Here is a 21,339-nt window from a genome sequence, read left to right as displayed (position 1 = left end):
CGGTTGCCAGCCGGACCGGGTTCCGCCACAAATGATTTATGCAGTATGAGTTCACTATTCCGACGCGCGGGCAGGGCCTTTATGAGTTCACCGGTGACGTGAAGGCCTGGGTTTCCGGGTCCGGCCTGCAGGATGGGCTGCTGACCCTGTTTGTCCGCCATACCTCCTGTTCGCTGCTGATCCAGGAAAATGCCGACCCCGAGGTGCAGACCGACCTTCGGGCCTTCTTTTCGCGCCTGGTGCCGCCTTCCTCCGATCCCGCAATGGTTTATCTGCGCCACACCTATGAGGGGCCGGACGACATGCCCGCCCATATCAAAGCGGCGATGATGCCGGTCAGCCTGTCGGTCCCTGTCAGCCGCGGTGCACCGGTGCTGGGCACCTGGCAGGGGATCTACCTGTTTGAACACCGCGATCATCCGCACCAGCGGCATGTGGCCGCGCATCTGGCCTGAACCTCTTTATCTAGCGGCCATAAATCACCACTACCCAAATTCTGGAGGGTAGCCTATAGTTGTGGATAACCGGGCAAACACCGGCACAAACAATAGGCTGACAGGATTGAGGGAGCAGGCGGATGCGCTGCCCATTTTGCGGAAATATCGACACTCAGGTCAAGGATTCACGCCCCGCCGAAGATCATGTTTCGATCCGGCGGCGCCGGTTCTGCCCGGCTTGCGGCGGCCGTTTCACCACCTACGAACGGGTGCAGCTGCGCGATCTTGTGGTGATCAAAACCAGCGGCAAGCGCGAGGATTTCGACCGCGACAAGCTGGAACGCTCGATCCGCATCTCGATGCAAAAACGCCCGATTGAGCCGGAGCGCATTGATCAGATGATCTCGGGCATCGTGCGGCGGCTCGAAAGCATGGGCGAGACCGATATCGGCTCGAAGAAAATCGGCGAGATCGTGATGGAGGCACTGGCCCGGATCGACACCGTGGCATACGTGCGCTTTGCCAGCGTTTACAAGAATTTCCAGGCGGCAGATGATTTCGAGGATTTTGTTCACGAGCTGCGCCCGCCAGTTGCACCGGAAGAATAATGGACGCTGATCACCGTTTCATGGCGCTGGCGCTGTCCCTGGGACGGCGCGGGCAGGGCAACTGCTGGCCCAACCCGGCAGTGGGCTGTGTTATCGTGCAGGGCGGCCGCGTGGTGGGCCGCGGCTGGACCAGGCCGGGCGGCCGCCCCCATGCAGAAACCGAAGCACTGGTGCAAGCCGGCGGGGCCGCACGCGGTGCCACGGCTTATGTGACGCTGGAACCTTGCGCCCATCACGGCGAAACACCGCCCTGTGCGCAGGCGCTTATTGACGCCGGTGTGGCGCGGGTTGTTGCCGCGATCGAGGACAGCGATCCGCGGGTGTCGGGGCACGGATTTCAGATGCTGCGCAATGCGGGCATCGAGGTGGCCACCGGAATATGGGGGGCACAGGCAGCGCGGGATCATGCTGGGTTCTTCCTGAAGACTGAGCAGGGCCGCCCGCTGGTGACCCTGAAGCTGGCCGCCAGTTTCGACGGGCGCATCGCCACCGGATCGGGCCAAAGCAAATGGATCACCGGACCGGAGGCCCGTCGCGCCGTGCACGCGATGCGCGCGCGCCATGACGCGGTGATGGTCGGCGGCGGGACTGCGCGGGCTGATGATCCCTCGCTGACCGTGTGCGATCTGGGGGTGGAGCACCAGCCTGTGCGGGTGGTGATCTCGCGCCATCTGGACTTGCCGCTGATGGGTCAGCTGGCCCGCACCGCCAAGGACGTGCCGGTCTGGCTTTGCCATGGCCACGGCGCTGATCATGAACGCATTCAGGCCTGGGAAGGGCTGGGTGCCAATCTGATCCCCTGTGCGTCGCACGGGGTACAGCTGGACGCGGCGGATGTGCTGCAGCAGCTGGGGCAGGCGGGTCTGACACGGGTGTTCTGTGAAGGCGGCAGCGCGCTGGCGGCATCGCTTTTGGCATTTGATCTGGTGGATGAGCTGATCGGCTTCACTGCTGGTCTGGGGATCGGGGCCGAGGGTCTGCCGTCGATCGGTGCGCTTGGCATCGGCCGGCTGGAGGAAGCGCCGCGGTTTGAGCTGGTTGAAACCCGCCCCCTCGGCAAGGACATCCTGCACCGCTGGACCCGCGCGCTGCGCTGATCATCCTTTTCCGTGCAGAGCAGGCTCTCCCGCCCGTCACTGGAGCATGTTTCATGCTCCGCTTCCGTTGGGCGTAGCCCGGCGCTGCGCGCCGGGCCACGCCCAAGGCCGCCAAGGGCGGGCTGGCGTCAGCCAGGATGTCCTGCGGGCGCGGGAGGGCTCCCGATCAGCTGGCCGCCGTTCAACGCCAGAGATGGACGTAGGTGGTAAACAGCCCCTGCAGCTTGGACAGCAGCCGGTTGCTTAGCCCCGGATGCGGCAGATGCCCTTGGCGCAGACGCATCACTGCAACCTCCACCGGACAGGGCTGTGCGGTCACCGGGTCGAAGTAGCGCGGGTAGTCGATCAGCGCCGCATGGGCGAGGCCCAGAAGCGTGACACGGGCTTGCCGCCAGGCTGGCGCCGGAGCCAGATCGGCAGTCAGACCCCAGCCTGCATAAAACGGTGTTCCCAGTGTTGTCACCGGTACCCCGCGCAGCAGCGCTTCGAACCCCAGAAGGGAGGTCATCGTCCAGACCTCTTGCACTTCAGCCAGCAGGGCCATGGGGTCCGCATGGGAGGCAACCGCATCCGCCAGCCCCTCTGCTGCAACCTGGCCTTTGCGCAGGCCTGCCTCCACATCCGGATGCGGCTTGTAGACAATCACCGCGCCCGGGTTGGCCTGCCGCACCGCGTGCAGCAGATCCAGGTTAGTCTTCACCGCTCCGGCTCCGCACAGGATTGAAGCGTCATCCTCCACCTGGCCCGGCACCAGGATCCGGTGGCCTTGGGGCAGGGCAGGGGCGGTGCCGCCAAGATTGTATTTCGACACCCCGTCCTGGACCAGCGACCGCACCAGATGCTCGGCCCGCAACGCCTCGGCCTGGGTCATCTCAACCCTGCGGGCAATCAGCGTGTCCAGATCCGAGGGCTGGCGCGGGTCATAGTAGATCCCTTGACGGTCAGCCACCAGCGACAGCGGCGGCACCAGTTCCGCCCCCAGCCCGCGGGAGCGCAGAAAGCCGTCCTCCACCCGCACAGCACCGTCATGCGCCGCATCCGCCTTGCCGGCCCAGACCATCCGCTTGCGTCCGCTGGCTTGTGCCTTGGCCGGGTCTTCGGTGAACAGCACCCGTGTCCCGGCGCCAAAGAATTTCTGCAGCGGCTTGCGCTTCCACATCCGCATACCAGAAGCCGCCCAGCCGGGATGGTCGTCCCGCCAGGCCCGCACCCGTGCCTCCAGGTTGTCCAGCACTGTCTCCAACCCGCACAATTCATCCCGGAACGGGTCGTACCACTTTGGATAGAGGATCATCGCTGCGGCAAACAGCTGCGCCCGTGTCAGCCGCCGCTGCCTGCGGGGGGGCGGGGCGTCGTCAATGCTCAACCCCCAGCCCGCGTAAAACGGCTGGCCGAAGACCCTCGGCTTGTGACCTGCCAGGATCGCCTCGAACCCGAGTTGCGACGATACCGTGTAGACGCCCACGGCGCCTTCCAGCAGCGCCCAGGGCGACACGCTTCCCGTGAACAGCGCAACCCGCCCCTGAGCGTCCTGCGCATCATAATACCCCGCCCGGTAGCCGCTCAATGTTTCTGGATGTGTCTTGATCAGCACCCGCGCGCCCGGGTGCTCCTCCTGGGCAAAGGCGAGCATTTCCAGAAACCGCGCCCGGTCGCCGCGCGATGCAGTGACCGAGGCATCGTCGCGTGCCTGGTCCGCAACCAGCACATAGCCCGGGTCCGGCACCGCCGCCGCAGGATCAAAGGCGTTGTATTTGCTGAGATGCGCGTTCTTGAGCCGGGTAATCGCATCCCGTGCCCGGCGCATCAGATGTGCATCATCCAGCGGATGGCTGGCCAGCAGCTGTTCCAGCTCCGAGGGCTGCGCCGCATCAAAATGCACGCCCGAGCGGTCCAGCAGCAATCCGGCCGGCGGTTCGCCTGCGCGGCCGGGGTGGAGCGAGCGCAGAAAGGCATCCTCGACCCGCAACAATCCGCAGCCGCGCTGTTCGGCGACTGCAAGGCCCCGGTGCGCTGTGGGCGAGGCGCCCCAGATGCCAACCAGATCTTCGGCCTGCGGCAGTCCCAGCCGGATGCCATAACCGCAAAGCTGCAGGATCCGCCGCACCCGGCGCTGGGTCAGAAAGCCGCCATTGTAAACAAAAAGCCGGGACGCAATGCTCCCGGCTTTGTGCTGGCCAGCGCTCTGACGCATGGCGGTTTAACCGCCTACGGCGCTGGAAACGCTTGACAGCGACCCCACTGGTGTCACCAGCAGCGAAATGGTCTTGGTCCATTGGGTGTACGGCGCTTCGGTGACATAAAGCGTATCATCGTCGCGGATCACGAAATCGCGGGCGACAAACAGCCCGTTCGGCTGGGTCAGGTTCAGCACATAGACCAGACGCTGTGCGCCGATCAGATCGTCGCGGCCCAGCACCTGGTTGGCGATCTCGGCCGGCTCATTGCGCAGCACAAAGACGCCGGTTGGATCAGAGGCGGTGGAAATCAGCCCGCCAACCTGTGCAATGGCTTCCAGCGCCGACAGGTCCTGGCTTTCAAACGGCACCCGCGCCTGTGCCGAGGTCGCCCCCAGGGCGGTGAAGGAGCGGGTGTCCTCCTCAACCAGAATGCGGTCGCCGCCGCGCAGGGCCACATCCAGCTCCGGGTGGTCGAACAGGTCCTGGAACCAGATCTTGCCCTTTTCCTGGCCGCGGATCACGGTAACCTGGGCAATTTCCGGCTGGATCGTCACGCCGCCCGCCTGGGCCAGCATGGACGACAGGGTGCGGGTGGGGCGTTCAATCGGATAGACACCCTGGCCGCCCACGGCGCCCGTCAGGCTGACGGTGGCGCCGTCCCCGGCCAGACGGCGCACCTGCACCTGCGGGTCGGGGGTCTGGTCTTCAAGCTTTTTGGTGATGGTCTCGCGCAGCTGGTCCGGTGTGTTGCCGGAGGCGCGCAGGCGGCCCGCGTAGGGCACAAAGATATAGCCGGCGCTGTCGACCTGGACCTCTTCCAGCACGGTGGAGTTAGTGGCCTCGGCGGCCAGCAGCCCGTCATCCACGTTTTCCCAGACCGTCAGGCCCAGCACGTCGCCAGGACGGATAGTGTCCGAGGTCAGCCGGCCGGCAGACGTAAAGCCGGAGGAAAAGCCAAGGGCCGGCACCACGGCGGTGGCACGGGCAACGCGGTCGTTGACGGAGACGATGAAGGCATCGCCTTCCCGCTGCACGGAACCGGCAAAGATCTGGCGCTTGTTGGGGCCGACCTTGGGCAGCCCGCAGGAGGCCGCAAGGGCCAATGCTGCCAGCATCGCCACCGGACGCGCCCAGCGAAGGGGAACGGATTTCACTGCTCGGTCTCCTCGACCAATTATTGTTTGCCTCAAGTTTTAGGGGCAACCTAACCTGCCAGCAGGGAAAAATCCAGTCTTTGGGCGCAGCTGTATCAGGTCACCAGACGCAACTGTTGCCGCGGAGCCGCTGTGCCCAGGCGCAGCGCGTCATAGGGGTCCTCGTCCGCCAGCATCATGTCCGCCACTTGGCGCAGCAGCTGGCGCCGCCCCTCGCGGGAATAGTAGCCGCCGGGCACCTGCGAGGTTTCCAGCAGGAACCGACGGTAATCCTTGTAGGCGCGGCTGTCCGGGCGGCTGGCGGCGGCAAAAAACTCCGCCAGGGGCTGCTCGGACACAAACTCCGGCTTGCCGTAAACCGCGCGTCCGAACACCCGCAGCGGAATGCCGCGCCACAGCACCTGCTGGCCGGCGGTGGAATTGACGGTCACCGCGGTGCGCGCCTCGTTCAGCAGCTGTGCCAGTTTACCGCCGCGCACATAATGCACCCGGTCTTCGATGCCGTGCTCGCGCGCCAGCCGGCGCAGGCTCCGGCGCACTTGGGCACGGCCGTCCTCCAGCGGATGCGCCTTGATCACCAGATGATGGTGCCGCGGGGCGCCTTCGGCAAAGCCGCGGATCACTTCTTCCAGAAACTCGCCCATGCTGGAGAATGGCGAGTGCATCTGAAAGGAACTGTCATGCTCCAGCTGCAAAAGCGCCAGATGATAGGGAAACCCGCCATTGCGGATCCGCCGCTCTGCCAGCCGCCGCTCCAGCGCCTGGACCGGCATCAGCAGCAACCGCTTGAGATACAGCCGGAATTCCTTGGTCACCGTCAATGACCGGTGCGGCCGGAAACTGCGGTACTTGCCATTCCGGAACATCACGAACCAATGGTACAGCGCGCCATAAAACACGTGCTGGCGCATATCGCCCCAGTGTGCGGGGGGCAGCGGCGCCTCCATGTCGGACAGCGCCAGCGCCTGCTGCATTTGCGAAACACCCATCTCCATCAGCCGCGAATGGCCATTGGCGCCGCCGCGTTCATAAGTCACCCAATAGGGGCGCAGATAGCCTTCCTCGAAAACATGCACGGTGATACCGCGTTGCTGCGCGGCTTTGATCGCGCTGGCGTGAATCGGGCGGGTGTCGCCATACAGCACAATATCGGTGATGCTGCGGCTTTCCAGCAGCCCGGCCAACACCTCCGGCCAATCTTCAGGGCTGCCGGTGAAGGGCAAGTAACTGTCTTTGCCGCGCCAGAAGGCCTGATCGCCCGCATTGAACCCCACCCGGGCCACATCACAGCCCGCGGCCCGCAGCAATCGTCCAAGGGCGGCGAAAAACGGCCCGTGCGGACCTTGCAGGAACAGAAAGCTGCGGTGTTTCATCAGGTGGCGTGACATCCCGGTGTCAAAAATACGGTGGCTATCTCAAGGATTGATTAACAATTGACTGGGGCGAAACTATGGCCGCGAGGGGCGGTAAGGCAAGCCGGGGCTTGTGGAGCGCGCGCGGCTTGGCTACCTCTGCGGCAGCATTGGCACATCATCTGCGGGGAACGGACCCATGTTTACAGGCATTATCACGGACGTAGGCACCATCGCCGAACTGGAGCAGCAAGGCGACCTGCGCGCCCGCATCCGCACCTCTTATGACACGGCGGCCATTGATATCGGCGCTTCCATTGCCTCTGACGGGGTCTGCCTGACAGTGATCGCGCTGGGTGAAGACTGGTATGACGTGCAAGTCTCGGCCGAGACCGTCTCCAAGACCAACCTGGACAGCTGGACTACGGGCAAGCGGGTCAATCTGGAGCGTGCCCTGAAAGTGGGCGACGAGCTGGGCGGCCATATCGTGTCCGGCCATGTGGACGGTGTTGCCGAAGTGGTGAAGATGGAAGACGAGGGCGACAGCACCCGCGTCACCCTGCGCGCGCCGCAGGACCTGGCCCGCTTCATTGCCTCCAAAGGATCGGTTGCCCTGAACGGCGCTTCGCTGACGGTGAATGACGTGGACGGCTGCGATTTCGGTATCAACTTCATCCCGCACACCAAGGAGGTCACCACCTGGGGCGATGTGAAAACCGGGGACCGCATCAACCTGGAAATCGACACCCTGGCCCGCTACGTCGCGCGTCTGCAGGAAGCCGGCTAAAACGGCGCAGCCTCTTCATCTTTCCAAAAATACTCCGGGGTGAGGCCGTAAGGCCGAGGGGCAGCGCCCCTCATCCTGCCACATACAAACGCTCCCGCCCCCTTGAGCAGCACTGAAGTGCTCCCCAAGGCGTTGGGCATGGCGCGCCGCCGGGGCGGCGCGCGTCACCACATATCTCCAACGGTATAGCCTGCCGGGAACGGGTCGCTGGGATCCAGCGTGTAATGGCTCAGCCCGTAGATCCAGCCCTGGCCGGACAGGGTGGGGATGATGGCCTTGTATGGCCCGATTTGCGTCTCTGCTGTGATACGCCCGGTGAACGTGGTGCCCAGTGGTCCTGCGTTCACATAGTCCTGCCCGATCTCCAGCTGTCCGCGCGCATGCAGCACCGCCATCTTGGCGCAGGTGCCGGTGCCGCAGGGCGACCGGTCCAGGATACCGCTGGCGTCTTGCGGGCGCTTCGGGTCGAACGGGCCTGTTGAAATCGTGATGGCGCCGCGGCCGTGGGTGCCTTGCGTCGCCGGCGCGCCCCACAGGTTGGTGATCGTAGGCCCTGTGATCCCGGGGTTTTCCGGATGCGCTACGGGCAGTTGCTCGGCAGTGGCATGGCGGATCGCTTCCGACACCCGCACGATCTCTGCTCCATTGTCTGCATCGAGGGAAATCCCCAGCCTCCCGGCCTCGGCCAGCACAAAGAACATCCCGCCCCAGGCCACATCCACGGTGACAGTGCCAAGCCCCGCAACCTCAACCGGCGCGTCCAGATGCACCGCAAAGGCCGGCACATTCTCAAACTCCACCCGCGTCACCTTGCCATCCCGGCATTCGGCCCGCACCCGGATCAGCCCGGCGGGCGCCTCCAGCACCAGCTCGGTCACCGGTTCCACCATCGCCACCACGCCGGTCTCCAGCAGCACTGTCACCACGCAGATGGTGTTGGAGCCGGACATTGGCGGGTATTCGGTCTGCTCGAAAATGATGAACCCGGCGTCCGCTTCCGGATGGCAGGGCGGCACAATCGCATTGCCGCAGAGCCCCGGATTGCCGCGCGGCTCGCGCAGCATTTGCAGGCGGATATCATCATGATTGGCCGCCATGTCCTGCATCTTTTCGAACACCGAACGGCCCTTCAGCAGCGGCATGCCGCCGGTGATCACCCGGCCCGGCTCGCCCTCGGCATGAGCCTCAACCGCCTGGATAATGCGGGATGCGCGCATCTGTCTCTCCCTTCCCGATGTAACCCCGGACCTATGGATTGGATCCAAAATCATTTGTGCACAGGTGCACAGGCCGCGTCCAGACCCCTCGGTGCCGTTTGCGGGACTGGCATTTGCCCCGTCTGTGGGCTATCTGGCAGGGAAAGAACCCGCAGCGCCAGGCGTGCTGCCTTTGCGCATCGAAAGGCTGCTACATGAGCTTTGAAACACCGGGGCCGGTTGAGGCGCAATTGCGCAATGCCATCAGCCCGATTGAAGACATCATTGAGGAGGCCCGCCAAGGCCGTATGTTCATCCTGGTCGATCACGAGGACCGCGAAAACGAAGGCGACCTGGTGATCCCGGCGCAAGCTGCCGATGCGGCGGCGATCAACTTCATGGCCACCCACGGCCGAGGGCTGATCTGCCTGACCCTGCCTGCCGATCGAATCGAGGAACTGGGCCTCCCGATGATGGCGCTGCACAATTCGTCGCGCCATGAGACTGCTTTCACAGTTTCGATCGAGGCGCGCGAAGGCGTGTCCACCGGCATCTCTGCCGCCGACCGGGCGCTGACCGTGGCCACTGCCATTGATCCCGATAACACCGCCGCCGACATCGCCACCCCCGGCCATGTCTTTCCGCTGCGCGCGCGCCGGGGCGGGGTGCTGGTGCGTGCAGGCCATACCGAGGCCGGCTGCGACGTGGCCCGGCTGGCAGGTCAATACCCGTCGTCGGTGATCTGCGAGATCATGAAGGAAGACGGCACCATGGCACGTCTGCCCGATCTGGTGGAATACGCCGCGACGCACGGGTTGAAGATCGGCACCATTTCCGACCTGATCACCTACCGCGCCCGCAACGACAATCTGGTGACGGAAACCTCGCGCGAGACCGTGACCTCGGAAATCGGCGGCGAGTGGGAGATGCGGCTGTTTACCGATCAGACCCACGGCATTGAGCATGTGGTGATGATCAAGGGCGACATTACCACGCCGGAGCCGGTGCTGGTGCGCACCCATGCGCTGCATGAGGCAACGGACATCCTGGGTCTTGGCCCGAAATCAGCCCGCCAGCTGCCCCGCGCGATGGAGATCATCGCCGAAGAGGGCCGCGGTGTGGTGACCCTGTTCCGCCAGCCCCGCAACGCGCTTTATGCCAATGAGGAAGACGGCGCGCGGACCGTGACCATCAAACAGACCGGCATCGGCGCGCAGATCCTGTCAAGCCTGGGGCTGAACGAATTGGTTCTGCTGACCGATTCGCCCTCGACCAAATATGTCGGGCTGGATGCCTATGGGCTGTCCATCACCGGCAGCCGCCCCATTCTGAAGGACGATTGATATGGCTGGACATGAAACCCACTACACCCTGCCGCGCGCCGAGTTCGACAAGCCGGTGAAGATGCTGATTGTTGTCGCGCCTTATTACAAGGATATCGCCGACAATCTGGTCACCGGCGCCGCAGCCGAGATCGAAGCCGCAGGCGGAACTTTCGAGATCGTCGAAGTGCCCGGCGCATTGGAAGTGCCGACAGCGATTGCAATCGCCGACCGGACCTCGAATTTCGACGGCTACGTGGCGCTGGGCTGCGTGATCCGCGGCGAGACCACCCATTATGACACCGTCTGCAATGACAGCAGCCGCGCGATCCAGCTGATGGGGCTGCAGGGCCTGTGCATCGGCAACGGCATCCTGACGGTGGAGAACCGCAAACAGGCCGAAGTGCGGGCTGATACGGCCGATCAGAACAAAGGCGGCGGTGCGGCAGCTGCGGCCTTGCATCTGATCGCACTCACGCGTAAGTGGGGCGCCCAGACCAAAGGCATCGGTTTCAAGGCGCCCACAGGGGCGTACCAGGTCGCCGGTACAGACAACGGATCCACCAGCGTATGAGCACCCAGGACAGCCGCCCCAAGGGCAATGGCAAGAATCAGATGAGATCGGCAGCGCGGCTTTACGCTGTGCAGGCGCTGTTCCAGATGGAACACAGCGGCCTCACCTTTGACAAGGTGATCGTCGAGTTTGAGGACCACCGCTTTGGCGCTGTCTATGAGGGTGACGAGATGGCGGAGGGGGATAACAAAATCTTCCGCAAGCTGATACGCGAAGCCGTGAACCACCAGGCGCAGATCGACCAGATGACCGACCGCGCCCTGGTGGCGAAATGGCCGATTGCCCGGATCGATCCCACCTTGCGCGCGCTGTTCCGCGCCGCGGGGTCCGAGCTGACGCAATCCGACACCCCGCCCAAAGTGGTGATCAACGAGTTTGTCGACATCGCCCGCGCCTTCTTTCCCGAGGGCAAAGAGCCGAAATTCGTCAACGCGGTGCTGGACCACATGGCACGCGAAGCAAAACCGGAAGCCTTCTAAGGCGGTAATTCCGGACTTCGATGGAAAAAGGGCGCGCTGCAGAGTGCGCCTTTTTCTTTGGGAAACTGCCAATCGCAAAGGGTGCGGCAAATTCCGCTCATTTTTCCGGAAGCGCTGGACGGCGCTGCAAAGACTGATAACCTCCTATTGCATATCTGGAGGACTCAGATGCCTGAACTGGTGAAGATGTATATCCGCAACGTCGTGATCGGCTTCTGCATTGCTGCTGTATTTGTGGCAATGCTGCTTTGGTTCAATGTAATGAACCTTTGGGGGCTGGTTTCCACATCTGACGCGGGCCTCTTGGCGGTATTCCTGTTGTGGTTCATGCATGGCATCGTCTTTGCCGGTGTGCAGTTTGCCTGGGCGGTGATGGCCATGGCCGAAAAGGATGGCGGGCCCCGCCGCGGCACTCCGGTGGTTAATGAATTCCAGCCGGTGCGTGTACCGGCTGACGAGCCGTCCCAGCGTGAGCGTCAGCTGCGCAGCCGCCGCTGAAGCATTGCAAAACGCAATCCGCCCGCGCTTTCCATCCGGAAGGCGCGGTTTTTCTTTGGCGGTAAGGGAAAATGCGGCGGGACCACCAATCAACCGTGCGGCTTTGATTCCCGGGGACCTGTTTGTACAGGTGGGCGCCAGGTAAACGGACCAGGGTCCGAACAGAGCCAGCTCCCGTGGAATTGCTTAAGGCCACTGGAATGCTGCCTGTCACAAGAAGGGCAGAACCCGCCAATGCCGTAAGTAGTCTGCCCGGCCCGCTGTTACAAGGGGAACGCGGTGCTGGCGGGTTGTTTCCGGATAAAACCGCAGGATTGCAACTTGTTCCCTGATTGTTCACATTCGCCTGTATGATGAATGATCTGCAGCCTGGACAGAAACTCGCCCGCGGGGTGTCGCGCTATCTGCGCTCGCTGGGCTATGCGCCGCTGGAGGAGTTTGTGCCGGCCCGCGGCCTGCGCGTTGATGTGATGGCGCTGGGCCCCAAGGGGGAGCTGTGGGTGGTCGAGTGCAAGTCCAGCCGCGCTGATTTCCAGTCCGACAGCAAGTGGGAGGGTTATTTGGAGTGGTGCGACCGCTTTTTCTGGGCGGTGGACCTGGCGTTTCCAACCGAGCTGCTGCCGGACGGCACCGGGCTGATTATTGCAGACCCGTATGATGCCGAAATCATCCGCATGGCGCCGGAGGACAAACTGCCGCCGGCGCGCCGCAGGAAACTGATCCAGAAGTTCGCGATGGATTCCGTCCGCCGCCTGCAGGCCCTGCGTGACCCGCGCCCGGGCCGGGACGGGCAGCTGCTGGGCGGGGCAGGAGATGGGGCAGGAGATCAAGAGCAGCAGGATTGAGCGCTGGCGGCTGCTCCCGCGCCCGCAGGTGCCCCGGCTGCGCCGGAACCCCTTGGCGGCCTTGGGCCAGGCAGCGTGCCTGCGGCACGCTGCCGGCGCTTGTTGCGCCGCTTTGCCCGGCAATCGGGCGCAGCGCGGAAGGGCGGGTGCGGAGTGCCGGAAAGACTGCGTTACTTGACGCTGCGCGCGGCTTGTGCCGCGGCGCGGATCTCTTCGGCGATCTCCTCGGCTTCTTCCGGGTCAAAGTCCATCGGGATTTCAACGCTGCCGGTATCAATGAAAATCCGCACCATACCCTGATCGGTCGGACCGATTTGCATGTTTGCCTCAATGTCGCGTTCGGTGTTGATACTCATTGCACACTCCAATGCCGGTCAGCGGATTGCAGCTGGTGCTAGCCCGGGGCAGGCTGAAACGCAAGCCGGCTTTGCGCTATGCTGTTTGCATGATGGATGTGACCCTGCGCCGATTCGCTCCTTCCGACATGCACTGGCTGGCGGCCCGCCACCAGGATCTTTACGCCCGCGAGGCCGGGTTTGATGAAACTTTCGGACCGCTGGTCGCCGATATTCTGCACAGTTTCTGCGCAGGCCACGACCCGGCGTGCGAACGCGGCTGGTTGGCGGAAAGCGGCGGCGAGCGGCTGGGTTCGGTGTTTTGCATGAAAAAGGATGCCGACACAGCGCAGCTGCGGCTGTTCCTGCTGACGCCTGCGGCGCGCGGCAAGGGGCTGGGCAAGCGGCTGCTGCGGGAATGCATGGAGTTTGCCCGAGCAGCCGGGTACCGGGGCATGATGCTGAAAACCCATGAAAGCCACCAGACTGCTTGCGCGCTTTACCGGGCTTTCGGCTGGCAGCTGACGGACAGCTATCCGGTGCACAGCTATGGCCAGGATCTGGTGGAGCAAACCTGGCGGTTGTCTTTTCCGGTTTCAGACGGCAAAGCGCCCTAAGTGCAGCGTGAAATTGCGCATGATTGCAAACGGTTGCGGATAATTTTCAGCCGCGTGTCATGGCGGGTCCGGACCGTTGAGCCGCACAATCAAAAGGGGCAGGTTTCTGCAGCGGAAAGGCAAAAAAACCTCTTGCACGCCTCCAGGACGTGCTATAAATGACCCCACAGTGCCGCCTTAGCTCAGTAGGTTAGAGCGCCTGATTGTGGATCAGGAGGTCCCCCGTTCGAGCCGGGGAGGTGGTACCACTCAATCAAACACCCTGGGCAATATCAGCTGCGGCAGCAGTCCGGCGTTTCTGCCGGGCACGGTTTTTGCAGTCTCAATTCTATTGCGGGTTCCCGCCACCAGCCCAGGTTTCCCTGGCCGCTGAACGGCCGGCTTGTTCACGCCTCCCGTCGGGCGCCAACAGCCGGGACTGCGGTTGTGGTGCTTTTTTCGGGAATTAGCCTTTTGGCCGCGCAATTCTGCGCGGTCCTTTGATCTTCTGCAAGCGGGGCAGGCTTAAGCAGTGGCGCTGTGCCGGCCGGTGCATGCCGCTCTGCTGGAGCGCGCAAAAGATGTGCTCAAGCAGAACGGACAAAAGGGGCCTGGCCTCAATCGGTTGTGCTTGTGGTCGTGGTCGTTGTTGTGGATGTGCCATTATCGTCATCGGCGATCAGAACCAGGAACAACACCCCTGCAACCGCTCCGGCGGCGGCTCCGGCGGACAGTCCGGTTTCCGGCAGGCCGCTTGCTGCGGCCTGGGCCACGGCCTCGGCGCCCTGTGCCTGGCAGGTCACCTGCAGCGTGCCGTTTGCCAGATAGGTGGCGGAGACCGGAACACCGGCACCGCAGGCCACGCGCCGCTTGGCTTCGTTCAATGCGGCGTCCGCGGTCTGGGTAAATACGGGCTGTGCGGCAAAAGACAGGGGGACAATCAATGCCGCTGCCCGCAAGATACTGGTGTACATGATAAAACAACCTTATGCTTTGGAACATCTTAAGGTTAATGAAGGCCCGGGCGCCAGGCAACACGGCGGCGCTGCAGCGGCGATGTTCCGGCGAGATGCCGCGCAGCTGCCGCACCGCTATGCGTGGTTTTTCGGGGATATGCGAGGGTAACGATATGTTTAAGACAGCCGCCAAGAGCTTGACCGCAGGGGTTTCCTGCCTGGGTCTGGCCGCAGCACCCGCACTGGCACAGGGCGCTGGACCCCTGACCTATACAGTCGTGGTTCCGGCCGGAGAATTCGGTTCGGCTGCCTTTCTGACCGAGCTGCTGGGCACCCTGTCCGCTGCCAAGGCCTTTTGCCGCGCCACCGGTGATTCGGCGCTGCAGGTCGATTGCCTCTCTGAACGGCTGGAAGCGGCTGCAGATGGCATTCCGGCGGGCACTGATTACGACGAGGTGCGCGATGTGCTGCAAGACACCTCGGCCCGGCTCAAGCGGCTGGCCCGCCAGAACAGCGACCCGGGCCGGAGCCGGGTCAGCGTCACCAGTTCCGCAAACCCGGCTGAACGCACCACCCGGCCGCTGACGCCTGTCAGACCGTCCGCGCAGGCTGCAGTGAACCGGGAAGCCGTGCGCATATTCGAAGACGCAGGCACAGTTCTGCTGCGCAGCGCGGAATCCGCACAGGAGCGGCAGGCGCAATACGCCCAGATTGCCGCGGCAATCGATTCCAACAAGGTTTTGCTCAGGTCCTGACCCCGCGGGGCTAGTCCTTGATCCGCACTTCCTGGCGCAGCGCACCGGACTCGCGGTCGAAAATCAGGATGCGGTTGTCCTGGCTGACCACAGCTATCCAGCCGCGTCCCAGTGTGACCGCCTCGGCCTTTATCCCGTCGGGCAGGGCGATTTCTGCAGGCAGCGGCGCATCGCCTGCCTGCAAGCGGATGACAAGCAGCGAGATTATCACTACAAGCCCGCCAATCATCACCACGGTCAGCGTGGTCACCAGCCGCCGCAGGAACCGGATCTGCGGCGGCTCCGTTTGGATTTCGGTCTCGGAAGGATCAGTCATGGGCAGCCGCCGGATTGAATTTGTCATCGCGGAAAACCCGCCTAAGCGGCTTGATAAAGCGGTTTCGCGCGATGTGCCAGGGGAGGCGTCTTTGTCGCGCACCCGTCTGGCCCGGCTGATCGAAGAGGGCGCGCTGACGGTGGACGGCGCCGTGGTGCAGGACGCCAAGGCCAAGGTTGAGGCCGGCGCGCAGATCGCGATCACCGTGGAGGAGGCAGAAGACAGCCATATCGGCCCCGAGGACATCCCGTTGGAGATTGTCTTTGAGGACGATGACCTGATCGTCATCAATAAACCCTCCGGCATGGTGGTGCATCCGGCGCCGGGCTCCCCCTCAGGCACTTTGGTCAATGCGCTGCTGCATCATTTCGGCGGCAACCTGTCGGGCGTAGGCGGCGTCAAGCGCCCTGGCATCGTGCACCGGATCGACAAGGAGACCAGCGGCCTGCTGGTTGTGGCCAAATCCGACGCCGCCCACCAGGGGCTGGCCGTGCAATTCGAAAAACACACGGTGGAGCGCTATTATCAAGCGGTCTGCTATGGCGTGCCGGATGGCAACGACCCGCGGCTGCGCGGTGTCAAAGGGGCCAGCTTCGAGCCGGGCAATATCCTCAAGCTCACCACCCAGCTGGCCCGCCACAAAACTGACCGGCAGCGCCAGGCGGTGCTGTTCCAGGGCGGCCGCCATGCGGTGACCCGGGCCCGCATCTGCGAGGGTTTCGGCAACCCGGCCTGCGCGGCGCTGGTTGAGTGCTGGCTGGAAACCGGACGCACCCATCAGATCCGGGTGCATATGGCCCACGCCGGTCACGGGCTGGTGGGGGATCCCACCTATGGCGGGCGCCGCAAACTGGCGGCCAAGGCCTTGAGCGAAGCCGCGCATGCGGCCGTCCAGCAGTTTCCGCGCCAGGCGCTTCACGCCGCTGTCTTGGGATTCAATCACCCGGTGACGGGCGCACCGCTCAGGTTTGAGGCGCCGCTGCCGCAGGATATGGCGGAATTGCTGGCGGCGTTGCGCCAGTAAATTGCCGGCAAATAAGCGTGTTCACGCCTGTGATGCAATTCACAGACGCATTCCGGCGGGTTAACATACAACAATTCCTTAAGCGGTCCTTGAAAAGGATTTGGCGCTAACACATATGCGCTAATGTTAAGTCCTTATACATTATGGGAGGGACACTTTATATGGCGAATTATGCAAACCTGCCTGCCCCGACGCCCGAAGGCGGTCTGAACCGGTATCTCCAGGAAATCCGCAAGTTTCCACTGCTGGAGCCGGAAGAGGAATACATGCTGGCCAAGCGCTGGGTCGAGGAGCAGGACGCAAAGTCCGCGCACAAGATGGTGACCTCCCATCTGCGGCTCGCGGCCAAGATTGCCATGGGCTACCGCGGCTATGGCCTGCCGCAGGCCGAAGTGATTTCCGAGGCGAATGTAGGCCTGATGCAGGCGGTTAAGAAATTCGATCCGGAAAAAGGTTTCCGGCTGGCGACTTATGCGATGTGGTGGATCCGTGCGTCGATCCAGGAATATGTCCTGCGGTCCTGGTCGATGGTCAAACTGGGCACCACGTCGGCGCAGAAAAAACTGTTCTTCAACCTGCGCAAGGCCAAGGCCCGCATCGGCGCGCTGGAAGATGGCGATCTGCGGCCCGAGAATGTCAAGCGGATCGCAACCGACCTTGGCGTGACCGAGGACGAGGTGATCTCGATGAACCGCCGCATGTCGGGCGGTGATGCGTCGCTTAATGCCACCGTCGGTTCCGAGGGCGAAGGCACGATGCAATGGCAGGACTGGCTGGAAGACGAAGATGCCGACCAGGCCGGCGATTACGAAGCCCGGGATGAGCTGGAGGCGCGCCGGGAATTGCTGACTGCGGCACTGGATGTGCTTAACGACCGCGAGAAGGACATTCTGACCCAGCGCCGTCTTATGGATCAGGCGGTGACCCTGGAGGAGCTGAGCACGCAGTACAAGGTCAGCCGCGAGCGGATCCGTCAGATTGAAGTGCGGGCGTTTGAAAAGCTGCAGAAAAAGATGCGCGATCTGGCGAGCGAAAAAGGAATGCTGACTGGCGCCTGATCCCAGCGCCCGGCAGCAGACTGTAAAGGCGGTGCTTGGCGCCGCCTTTTTTTGTCAACTGACAATGATGCTGGCTTTACGGCAGCAGTCCTGCCGGAATGTTTCGCGCGCGAAACATTGGGTCAGAAAGACTGACCTGAAAAGCTGGCGGCAGCTGGCTGTAAAACCTGTCTGGCACGGGCCTGGCAAAATGCTGGGTGCGCGGCTGAATGAGAGGCTGGCAGAAACGCTGGCTGGCAGATATGCGCGTGGCTGGCTGAAATCACTCTGGTTGCTGGCGTTGCTTGCGGTCTGGCTGTCCCGGGGGATGGCTGGAGTGCTGGCTGCTTGCGGCCTGGTGATTCTGGCTTGCGTGCAATTTCTGTATTCTGTTTAGCCGTGCCTGCGCTGCAGGTCAACAGAAAATGCAATGAAATCAAATAGTTGATAGATTTACTCGGGAATTGCATTCAGGCAGCCCTAGGCAGAGCGCCTGTGCGGCCTTACATTCAGCCCCTCTGGCACAGGAGGAAAGTCCATGGCAGGCGGCTGGGCGCAGGACGGCGCGGTGAATGAGCAGATTGAAGCCTCGATCAATGACGAGCTGGCGCGGCTGAAAGCGGTGCGGCGCCCGGTGGGCGAAAGCCTGACCCATTGCGCGGAATGCGAGGAACCGATCCCCGAGAAACGCCGTGTCGCCATTCCTGGCGTGAAGCTGTGTATCGACTGCCAGCAGGAGCGCGACGGCGCGCATCAGGCACGCGGGGGCTTCAACCGGCGCGGCTCGAAGGACAGCCAGTTGAAGTGAAACATAGGCCGGTCAGATGCCGTATTTTCTGCGCAGCTTCCGGACCCGCGCTCCGATCTTGTTGCCAGGCTTAATGCGTTCCGCGAATTCTTTTCTTGGCTTGTACCAAGATTTGTCCTTTTCGCTGTATTTCCACAGTTGCCCTTCGCTGTCAGCTACATGTCGGTAGCATTCTTTACGTGGTGCGCCGGGAGCTCCCTTTTGGTAATACCAATTGGCTTCATAGCACAGACTGCCCTTAGACGTCGCATACCACTTGCCAAGCCCGACGTTGTCTTCCCAAATTGCCTGAAAACTGCCGTCCGGTGCCCAGTAGGAGCCTCCCTTGGTCCAGGTCCAGGTTTTTCCAGAATATAATTCGGCAATGGTTTGACCGCTGACGGGTTTCTTGCGGTCCGGGCCGGCAGCTATAGCACTGGTGGCGGTCAGGGCCGCAGCAATTACGAGCGCAGTGAGCTTTGAAAGCGGTGCCATGGTAACAACTCCCATACTGGTTAACCGGCTTAGTTTACCACACATTGAATCTGTATTCTAAAAATTCCCTCTAGGTGGTGTTCAATTGCACGCAAAGGGGTGGGGCTGGTGTACCGCTTAGGATCTATCCGAACCCCATCCGCAGAATGTGCTGCGGGCCGGCGATGCCGTGGGGATAGATGCCGCCGGTGTCTGCAAAACCGCCCTTGCGGTAACAGCGGATGGCGCCGAAATTCTGCATATTGACGGTCAGCACCACCGCACGCCGCGCCGGATACTGCGCGGCCAGATAGGGTTCCAGCGCGGCAACGGCAGCCGTGGCATAGCCTTTGCCTTGCTCAGCGTGATCAATCATGAAGGCGCGCAGACCCAGCTCATCCGGCCCGGCAAAGCTGTAGGCTTCGTGATACAGCCGGTCGATCTTGAAGAACCCGACCACTTGGGAGCCGTCAAGAACGGCGTGAAAATCCACGCCGTCCTCATTTTCTTCAAACGCCTGCGCCACAGTGCCGGAGTAACGCACCTGATCCGGCTCCACCTGAATATGGGAGACCAGATCAAATTCGTTTCGCGGCACCGGTCGCAGGCTGAGGCGCATCACCCCTCCATAGCTTCCAATTCGTCAATGAAGCCGGAGATCATCGACAGGCCCTTGTCCCAGAATTCGGGATCTGTGGCATCCAGGCCGAAGGGCGCCAGCAGCTCCTTATGGTGTTTGGAGCCGCCTGCCTTGAGCATCTCGAAGTACTTGTCCTCGAACCCTTCGGCGCCGCTCGCGTAGACCGAGTAAAGCGCGTTCACCAGCCCGTCGCCAAAGGCATAGGCGTAGACATAGAACGGCGAGTGCACGAAATGCGGGATATAGGCCCAGAAGGTCTCGTAGCCGTCCATGTACTCGAACGCTTCGCCCAGTGATTCCGCCTGCACCGACATCCAGATGGCGTTGATGTCATCAGGTGTCAGCTCGCCCTCGGCGCGGGCGGCGTGCAGTTTGCATTCAAAGTCATAGAACGCGATTTGGCGCACAACCGTGTTGATCATGTCCTCGACCTTGCCCGCCAGCAGCACCTTGCGCTGCTCCTTGGTCTCGGCCCCGTCCAGCATCTTGCGGAAGGTCAGCATTTCGCCAAAAACGCTTGCGGTTTCCGCCAGCGTCAGCGGGGTGGAGGACAGCATCTCGCCCTGTTCCGCTGCCAGCACCTGGTGCACGCCGTGGCCCAGCTCATGCGCCAGGGTCATCACGTCGCGCGGTTTGCCCAGGTAGTTCAGCATCACATAGGGGTGCACATTGGTGACGGTGGGGTGGGCAAAGGCGCCCGGCGCCTTGCCGGGCTTCACGCCCGCGTCGATCCAGCCGTCCGAGAAGAACGGCGCGGCGATTTCACCCATGCGCGGATCGAATGCATTATAGGCGTCCATCACCGTCTTTTCCGCCTGCTCCCAGCTGATGGTGCGGGGGTCTTCCAGCGGCAGCGGCGCGTTGCGGTCCCAGACCTGCATCACGTCCAGACCTAGCCATTTGCGCTTCAGCTCATAATAGCGGTGGCTCAGCTTGGGATAGGCGGCAACCACAGCCGCGCGCAGGGCCTCAACCACCTCAGGCTCCACATCATTTGACAGGTGGCGGCCGGTCTGGGCGCTGGGCATGCCGCGCCAGCGGTCGATGATTTCCTTTTCCTTGGCTTGGGTGTTGTGGACACGGGCAAAGGTCTTGACGTTTTCGGCAAAGACGGCGGCCAGCTCCCGCGCCGCCGCCTCGCGTTTGGCACGGTCCGGGTCGGTCAGCAGGTTCAGGGTGCCCTCAATGGTCAGCTCTTCACCATCGACGGTGAATTGCAAACCGGCGATGGTCTCATCAAACAGCTTCTCCCAGGCATCGCCGACAATGCCGAGGTCATGCATGAAGCGTTCCAGCTCGTCTGACAGCTGATAGGGCTTCATTGCCCGGATACGGCGGAACACGCTGGCATAGCGGGCAAGCTCCGCATTGGCGGCCAGATGCGCCTGCATGGCGCCGTCTTCAATACGGTTCAGTTCCAGCGTGAAGAACACCAGCGGCGTGGTGGCCACCGTCACCTTTTCCTGGCAGTCCGACAAAAAGGCAGCGCGGTCGGCATCGGTTGTCAGCTGATAATAGCGCAGGCCGGCAAAGGACATGATGCGGCCGGCGATATTGTTGATCTTCTCGTTGCGCTCAACACATTCCAGCAGGCTGGCGGCGTCCAGACCGGCCAGCTTGCCCTCGTAATCGGCAGCAAAAGCGGCGCATTCCTGCTCCAGCCAGCCCAGATCGCGGGCCAGTTCGGGGGCGTCTTCAGACGTGTAAAGATCGCTGAGGTCCCATTCCGGCAGATTGCCAAGACCGCCGGAACCGGCTGAGGCGTTTGCGTCGTGAACGGGGAAGGGAAGCTGGAACATGGGGGCTCCTGTCATGAGGAATTCGTTGACCCAACATCTAAGCGGCGGCTTGCGGGATCACAAGCAGGCGGGCGTTGATCATCTGCAGATC

Annotated in this window: 25 protein-coding genes and 1 tRNA gene; 16 read left to right on the top strand and 10 right to left on the bottom strand. The window is 62.7% G+C overall.

The annotated features are described in order from the left end of the window. Positions 1-38: 38 nt before the first annotated feature. The 3 genes from K3555_RS14010 (at position 39) to ribD (ending at position 2,142) form a co-directional block, all read left to right on the top strand. A complete protein-coding gene (locus K3555_RS14010) occupies positions 39-455 on the top strand; it encodes a secondary thiamine-phosphate synthase enzyme YjbQ (protein ID WP_260005774.1) in 417 nt (138 codons plus the stop codon). A 122-nt stretch (positions 456-577) separates the two neighbouring features. Then, positions 578-1,045, top strand: a complete 468-nt coding sequence (gene nrdR / locus K3555_RS14005; RefSeq protein WP_027259687.1) for a transcriptional regulator NrdR — start codon at positions 578-580, stop codon at positions 1,043-1,045. Positions 1,046-1,065: 20 nt separating this feature from the next. Then, positions 1,066-2,142, top strand: a complete 1,077-nt coding sequence (gene ribD / locus K3555_RS14000) for a bifunctional diaminohydroxyphosphoribosylaminopyrimidine deaminase/5-amino-6-(5-phosphoribosylamino)uracil reductase RibD (RefSeq protein ID WP_260008540.1) — start codon at positions 1,066-1,068, stop codon at positions 2,140-2,142. A gap of 181 nt (positions 2,143-2,323) precedes the next feature. Here the strand turns inward: ribD and K3555_RS13995 are convergent, their stop codons facing one another. The 3 genes from K3555_RS13995 to K3555_RS13985 form a co-directional block, all read right to left on the bottom strand. Next, positions 2,324-4,336 carry a capsular polysaccharide biosynthesis protein gene (locus tag K3555_RS13995; protein ID WP_260005767.1) on the bottom strand — a complete coding sequence of 671 codons (2,013 nt, stop codon included), beginning with the start codon at positions 4,334-4,336 and terminating at the stop codon, positions 2,324-2,326. A gap of 6 nt (positions 4,337-4,342) precedes the next feature. Further along, positions 4,343-5,476, bottom strand: a complete 1,134-nt coding sequence (locus tag K3555_RS13990) for a polysaccharide biosynthesis/export family protein (RefSeq protein WP_259986183.1) — start codon at positions 5,474-5,476, stop codon at positions 4,343-4,345. Positions 5,477-5,571: 95 nt separating this feature from the next. Then, complete coding sequence (locus tag K3555_RS13985) at positions 5,572-6,864, bottom strand: capsule biosynthesis protein (RefSeq protein WP_260005765.1); 1,293 nt, start codon at positions 6,862-6,864, stop codon at positions 5,572-5,574. A gap of 163 nt (positions 6,865-7,027) precedes the next feature. Here K3555_RS13985 and K3555_RS13980 point away from each other — a divergent pair, with 163 nt between their 5' ends. Further along, complete coding sequence (locus tag K3555_RS13980; protein ID WP_260005761.1) at positions 7,028-7,615, top strand: riboflavin synthase; 588 nt, start codon at positions 7,028-7,030, stop codon at positions 7,613-7,615. A 164-nt stretch (positions 7,616-7,779) separates the two neighbouring features. On the opposite strand, the gene K3555_RS13975 is transcribed toward K3555_RS13980, so the two are convergent. After that, positions 7,780-8,832: a proline racemase family protein gene (locus K3555_RS13975; RefSeq protein WP_260005759.1), complete on the bottom strand. Its 1,053-nt coding sequence runs from the start codon at positions 8,830-8,832 to the stop codon at positions 7,780-7,782. Positions 8,833-9,026: 194 nt separating this feature from the next. Here K3555_RS13975 and ribB point away from each other — a divergent pair, with 194 nt between their 5' ends. The 5 genes from ribB to K3555_RS13950 all read left to right on the top strand — a co-directional run bounded on the left by ribB (position 9,027) and on the right by K3555_RS13950 (position 12,529). Next, positions 9,027-10,154, top strand: coding sequence for a 3,4-dihydroxy-2-butanone-4-phosphate synthase (gene ribB / locus K3555_RS13970; RefSeq protein WP_259986168.1), 1,128 nt, complete (start codon positions 9,027-9,029; stop codon positions 10,152-10,154). Position 10,155: 1 nt separating this feature from the next. Then, positions 10,156-10,707, top strand: a complete 552-nt coding sequence (locus tag K3555_RS13965; protein WP_129371563.1) for a 6,7-dimethyl-8-ribityllumazine synthase — start codon at positions 10,156-10,158, stop codon at positions 10,705-10,707. Continuing rightward, a complete protein-coding gene (gene nusB / locus K3555_RS13960; RefSeq protein WP_259986167.1) occupies positions 10,704-11,186 on the top strand; it encodes a transcription antitermination factor NusB in 483 nt (160 codons plus the stop codon). Before K3555_RS13965 ends, nusB begins: the two co-directional genes overlap by 4 nt. 168 nt (positions 11,187-11,354) lie before the next feature. Beyond that, on the top strand, positions 11,355-11,684 hold the full coding sequence (locus K3555_RS13955) for a hypothetical protein (protein ID WP_259994199.1): 330 nt from the start codon (positions 11,355-11,357) through the stop codon (positions 11,682-11,684). Positions 11,685-12,034: 350 nt separating this feature from the next. After that, on the top strand, positions 12,035-12,529 hold the full coding sequence (locus K3555_RS13950) for an MmcB family DNA repair protein (RefSeq protein ID WP_260005757.1): 495 nt from the start codon (positions 12,035-12,037) through the stop codon (positions 12,527-12,529). A 170-nt stretch (positions 12,530-12,699) separates the two neighbouring features. Here K3555_RS13950 and K3555_RS13945 read toward each other — a convergent pair whose 3' ends face one another. Then, on the bottom strand, positions 12,700-12,885 hold the full coding sequence (locus K3555_RS13945) for a DUF6324 family protein (RefSeq protein WP_044008416.1): 186 nt from the start codon (positions 12,883-12,885) through the stop codon (positions 12,700-12,702). An 89-nt stretch (positions 12,886-12,974) separates the two neighbouring features. Here K3555_RS13945 and K3555_RS13940 point away from each other — a divergent pair, with 89 nt between their 5' ends. After that, complete coding sequence (locus tag K3555_RS13940) at positions 12,975-13,481, top strand: GNAT family N-acetyltransferase (protein WP_260005755.1); 507 nt, start codon at positions 12,975-12,977, stop codon at positions 13,479-13,481. 171 nt (positions 13,482-13,652) lie between these two features. Then, positions 13,653-13,729, top strand: a tRNA-His gene (locus K3555_RS13935). Between the two features lie 348 nt (positions 13,730-14,077). Here K3555_RS13935 and K3555_RS13930 read toward each other — a convergent pair. Continuing rightward, positions 14,078-14,434, bottom strand: a complete 357-nt coding sequence (locus K3555_RS13930) for a hypothetical protein (protein ID WP_260005754.1) — start codon at positions 14,432-14,434, stop codon at positions 14,078-14,080. 155 nt (positions 14,435-14,589) lie between these two features. On the opposite strand from K3555_RS13930, the gene K3555_RS13925 reads away from it, so the two are divergent. Next, on the top strand, positions 14,590-15,171 hold the full coding sequence (locus K3555_RS13925) for a hypothetical protein (protein WP_129371557.1): 582 nt from the start codon (positions 14,590-14,592) through the stop codon (positions 15,169-15,171). Between the two features lie 10 nt (positions 15,172-15,181). On the opposite strand, the gene K3555_RS13920 is transcribed toward K3555_RS13925, so the two are convergent. Continuing rightward, positions 15,182-15,487 (bottom strand): DUF6476 family protein, encoded by a 306-nt coding sequence (locus K3555_RS13920; RefSeq protein WP_259986158.1) that lies wholly within the window; start codon positions 15,485-15,487, stop codon positions 15,182-15,184. Here K3555_RS13920 and K3555_RS13915 point away from each other — a divergent pair. From K3555_RS13915 to K3555_RS13900, 4 genes are all read left to right on the top strand, one after another. Continuing rightward, positions 15,486-16,511 (top strand): RluA family pseudouridine synthase, encoded by a 1,026-nt coding sequence (locus tag K3555_RS13915; protein ID WP_260005753.1) that lies wholly within the window; start codon positions 15,486-15,488, stop codon positions 16,509-16,511. The genes K3555_RS13920 and K3555_RS13915 overlap by 2 nt on opposite strands. 161 nt (positions 16,512-16,672) lie before the next feature. Continuing rightward, entirely contained in the window at positions 16,673-17,569 is an 897-nt protein-coding gene (gene rpoH, locus K3555_RS13910) for an RNA polymerase sigma factor RpoH (protein ID WP_259986155.1), read from the top strand. A 31-nt stretch (positions 17,570-17,600) separates the two neighbouring features. Continuing rightward, positions 17,601-17,945, top strand: coding sequence for a hypothetical protein (locus K3555_RS13905; protein ID WP_260005752.1), 345 nt, complete (start codon positions 17,601-17,603; stop codon positions 17,943-17,945). Positions 17,946-18,086: 141 nt separating this feature from the next. Further along, on the top strand, positions 18,087-18,356 hold the full coding sequence (locus tag K3555_RS13900) for a DksA/TraR family C4-type zinc finger protein (RefSeq protein WP_129371553.1): 270 nt from the start codon (positions 18,087-18,089) through the stop codon (positions 18,354-18,356). A gap of 12 nt (positions 18,357-18,368) precedes the next feature. Here K3555_RS13900 and K3555_RS13895 read toward each other — a convergent pair whose 3' ends face one another. The 3 genes from K3555_RS13895 to K3555_RS13885 form a co-directional block, all read right to left on the bottom strand. Continuing rightward, entirely contained in the window at positions 18,369-18,830 is a 462-nt protein-coding gene (locus K3555_RS13895) for a DUF995 domain-containing protein (RefSeq protein ID WP_260005750.1), read from the bottom strand. Positions 18,831-18,954: 124 nt separating this feature from the next. Further along, on the bottom strand, positions 18,955-19,428 hold the full coding sequence (locus K3555_RS13890) for a GNAT family N-acetyltransferase (RefSeq protein ID WP_260005749.1): 474 nt from the start codon (positions 19,426-19,428) through the stop codon (positions 18,955-18,957). Next, entirely contained in the window at positions 19,428-21,248 is a 1,821-nt protein-coding gene (locus tag K3555_RS13885) for a M3 family oligoendopeptidase (RefSeq protein WP_260005743.1), read from the bottom strand. The genes K3555_RS13890 and K3555_RS13885 overlap by 1 nt, the downstream gene beginning before the upstream one ends. Between the last annotated feature and the right edge of the window lie 91 nt (positions 21,249-21,339).

The organism is Leisingera sp. M527, from assembly GCF_025141525.1.
Lineage (GTDB): Bacteria > Pseudomonadota > Alphaproteobacteria > Rhodobacterales > Rhodobacteraceae > Leisingera.
The sequence above is the reverse complement of the archived record's forward strand: the minus strand, read 5'-3'. Positions and strand labels throughout refer to the sequence as shown.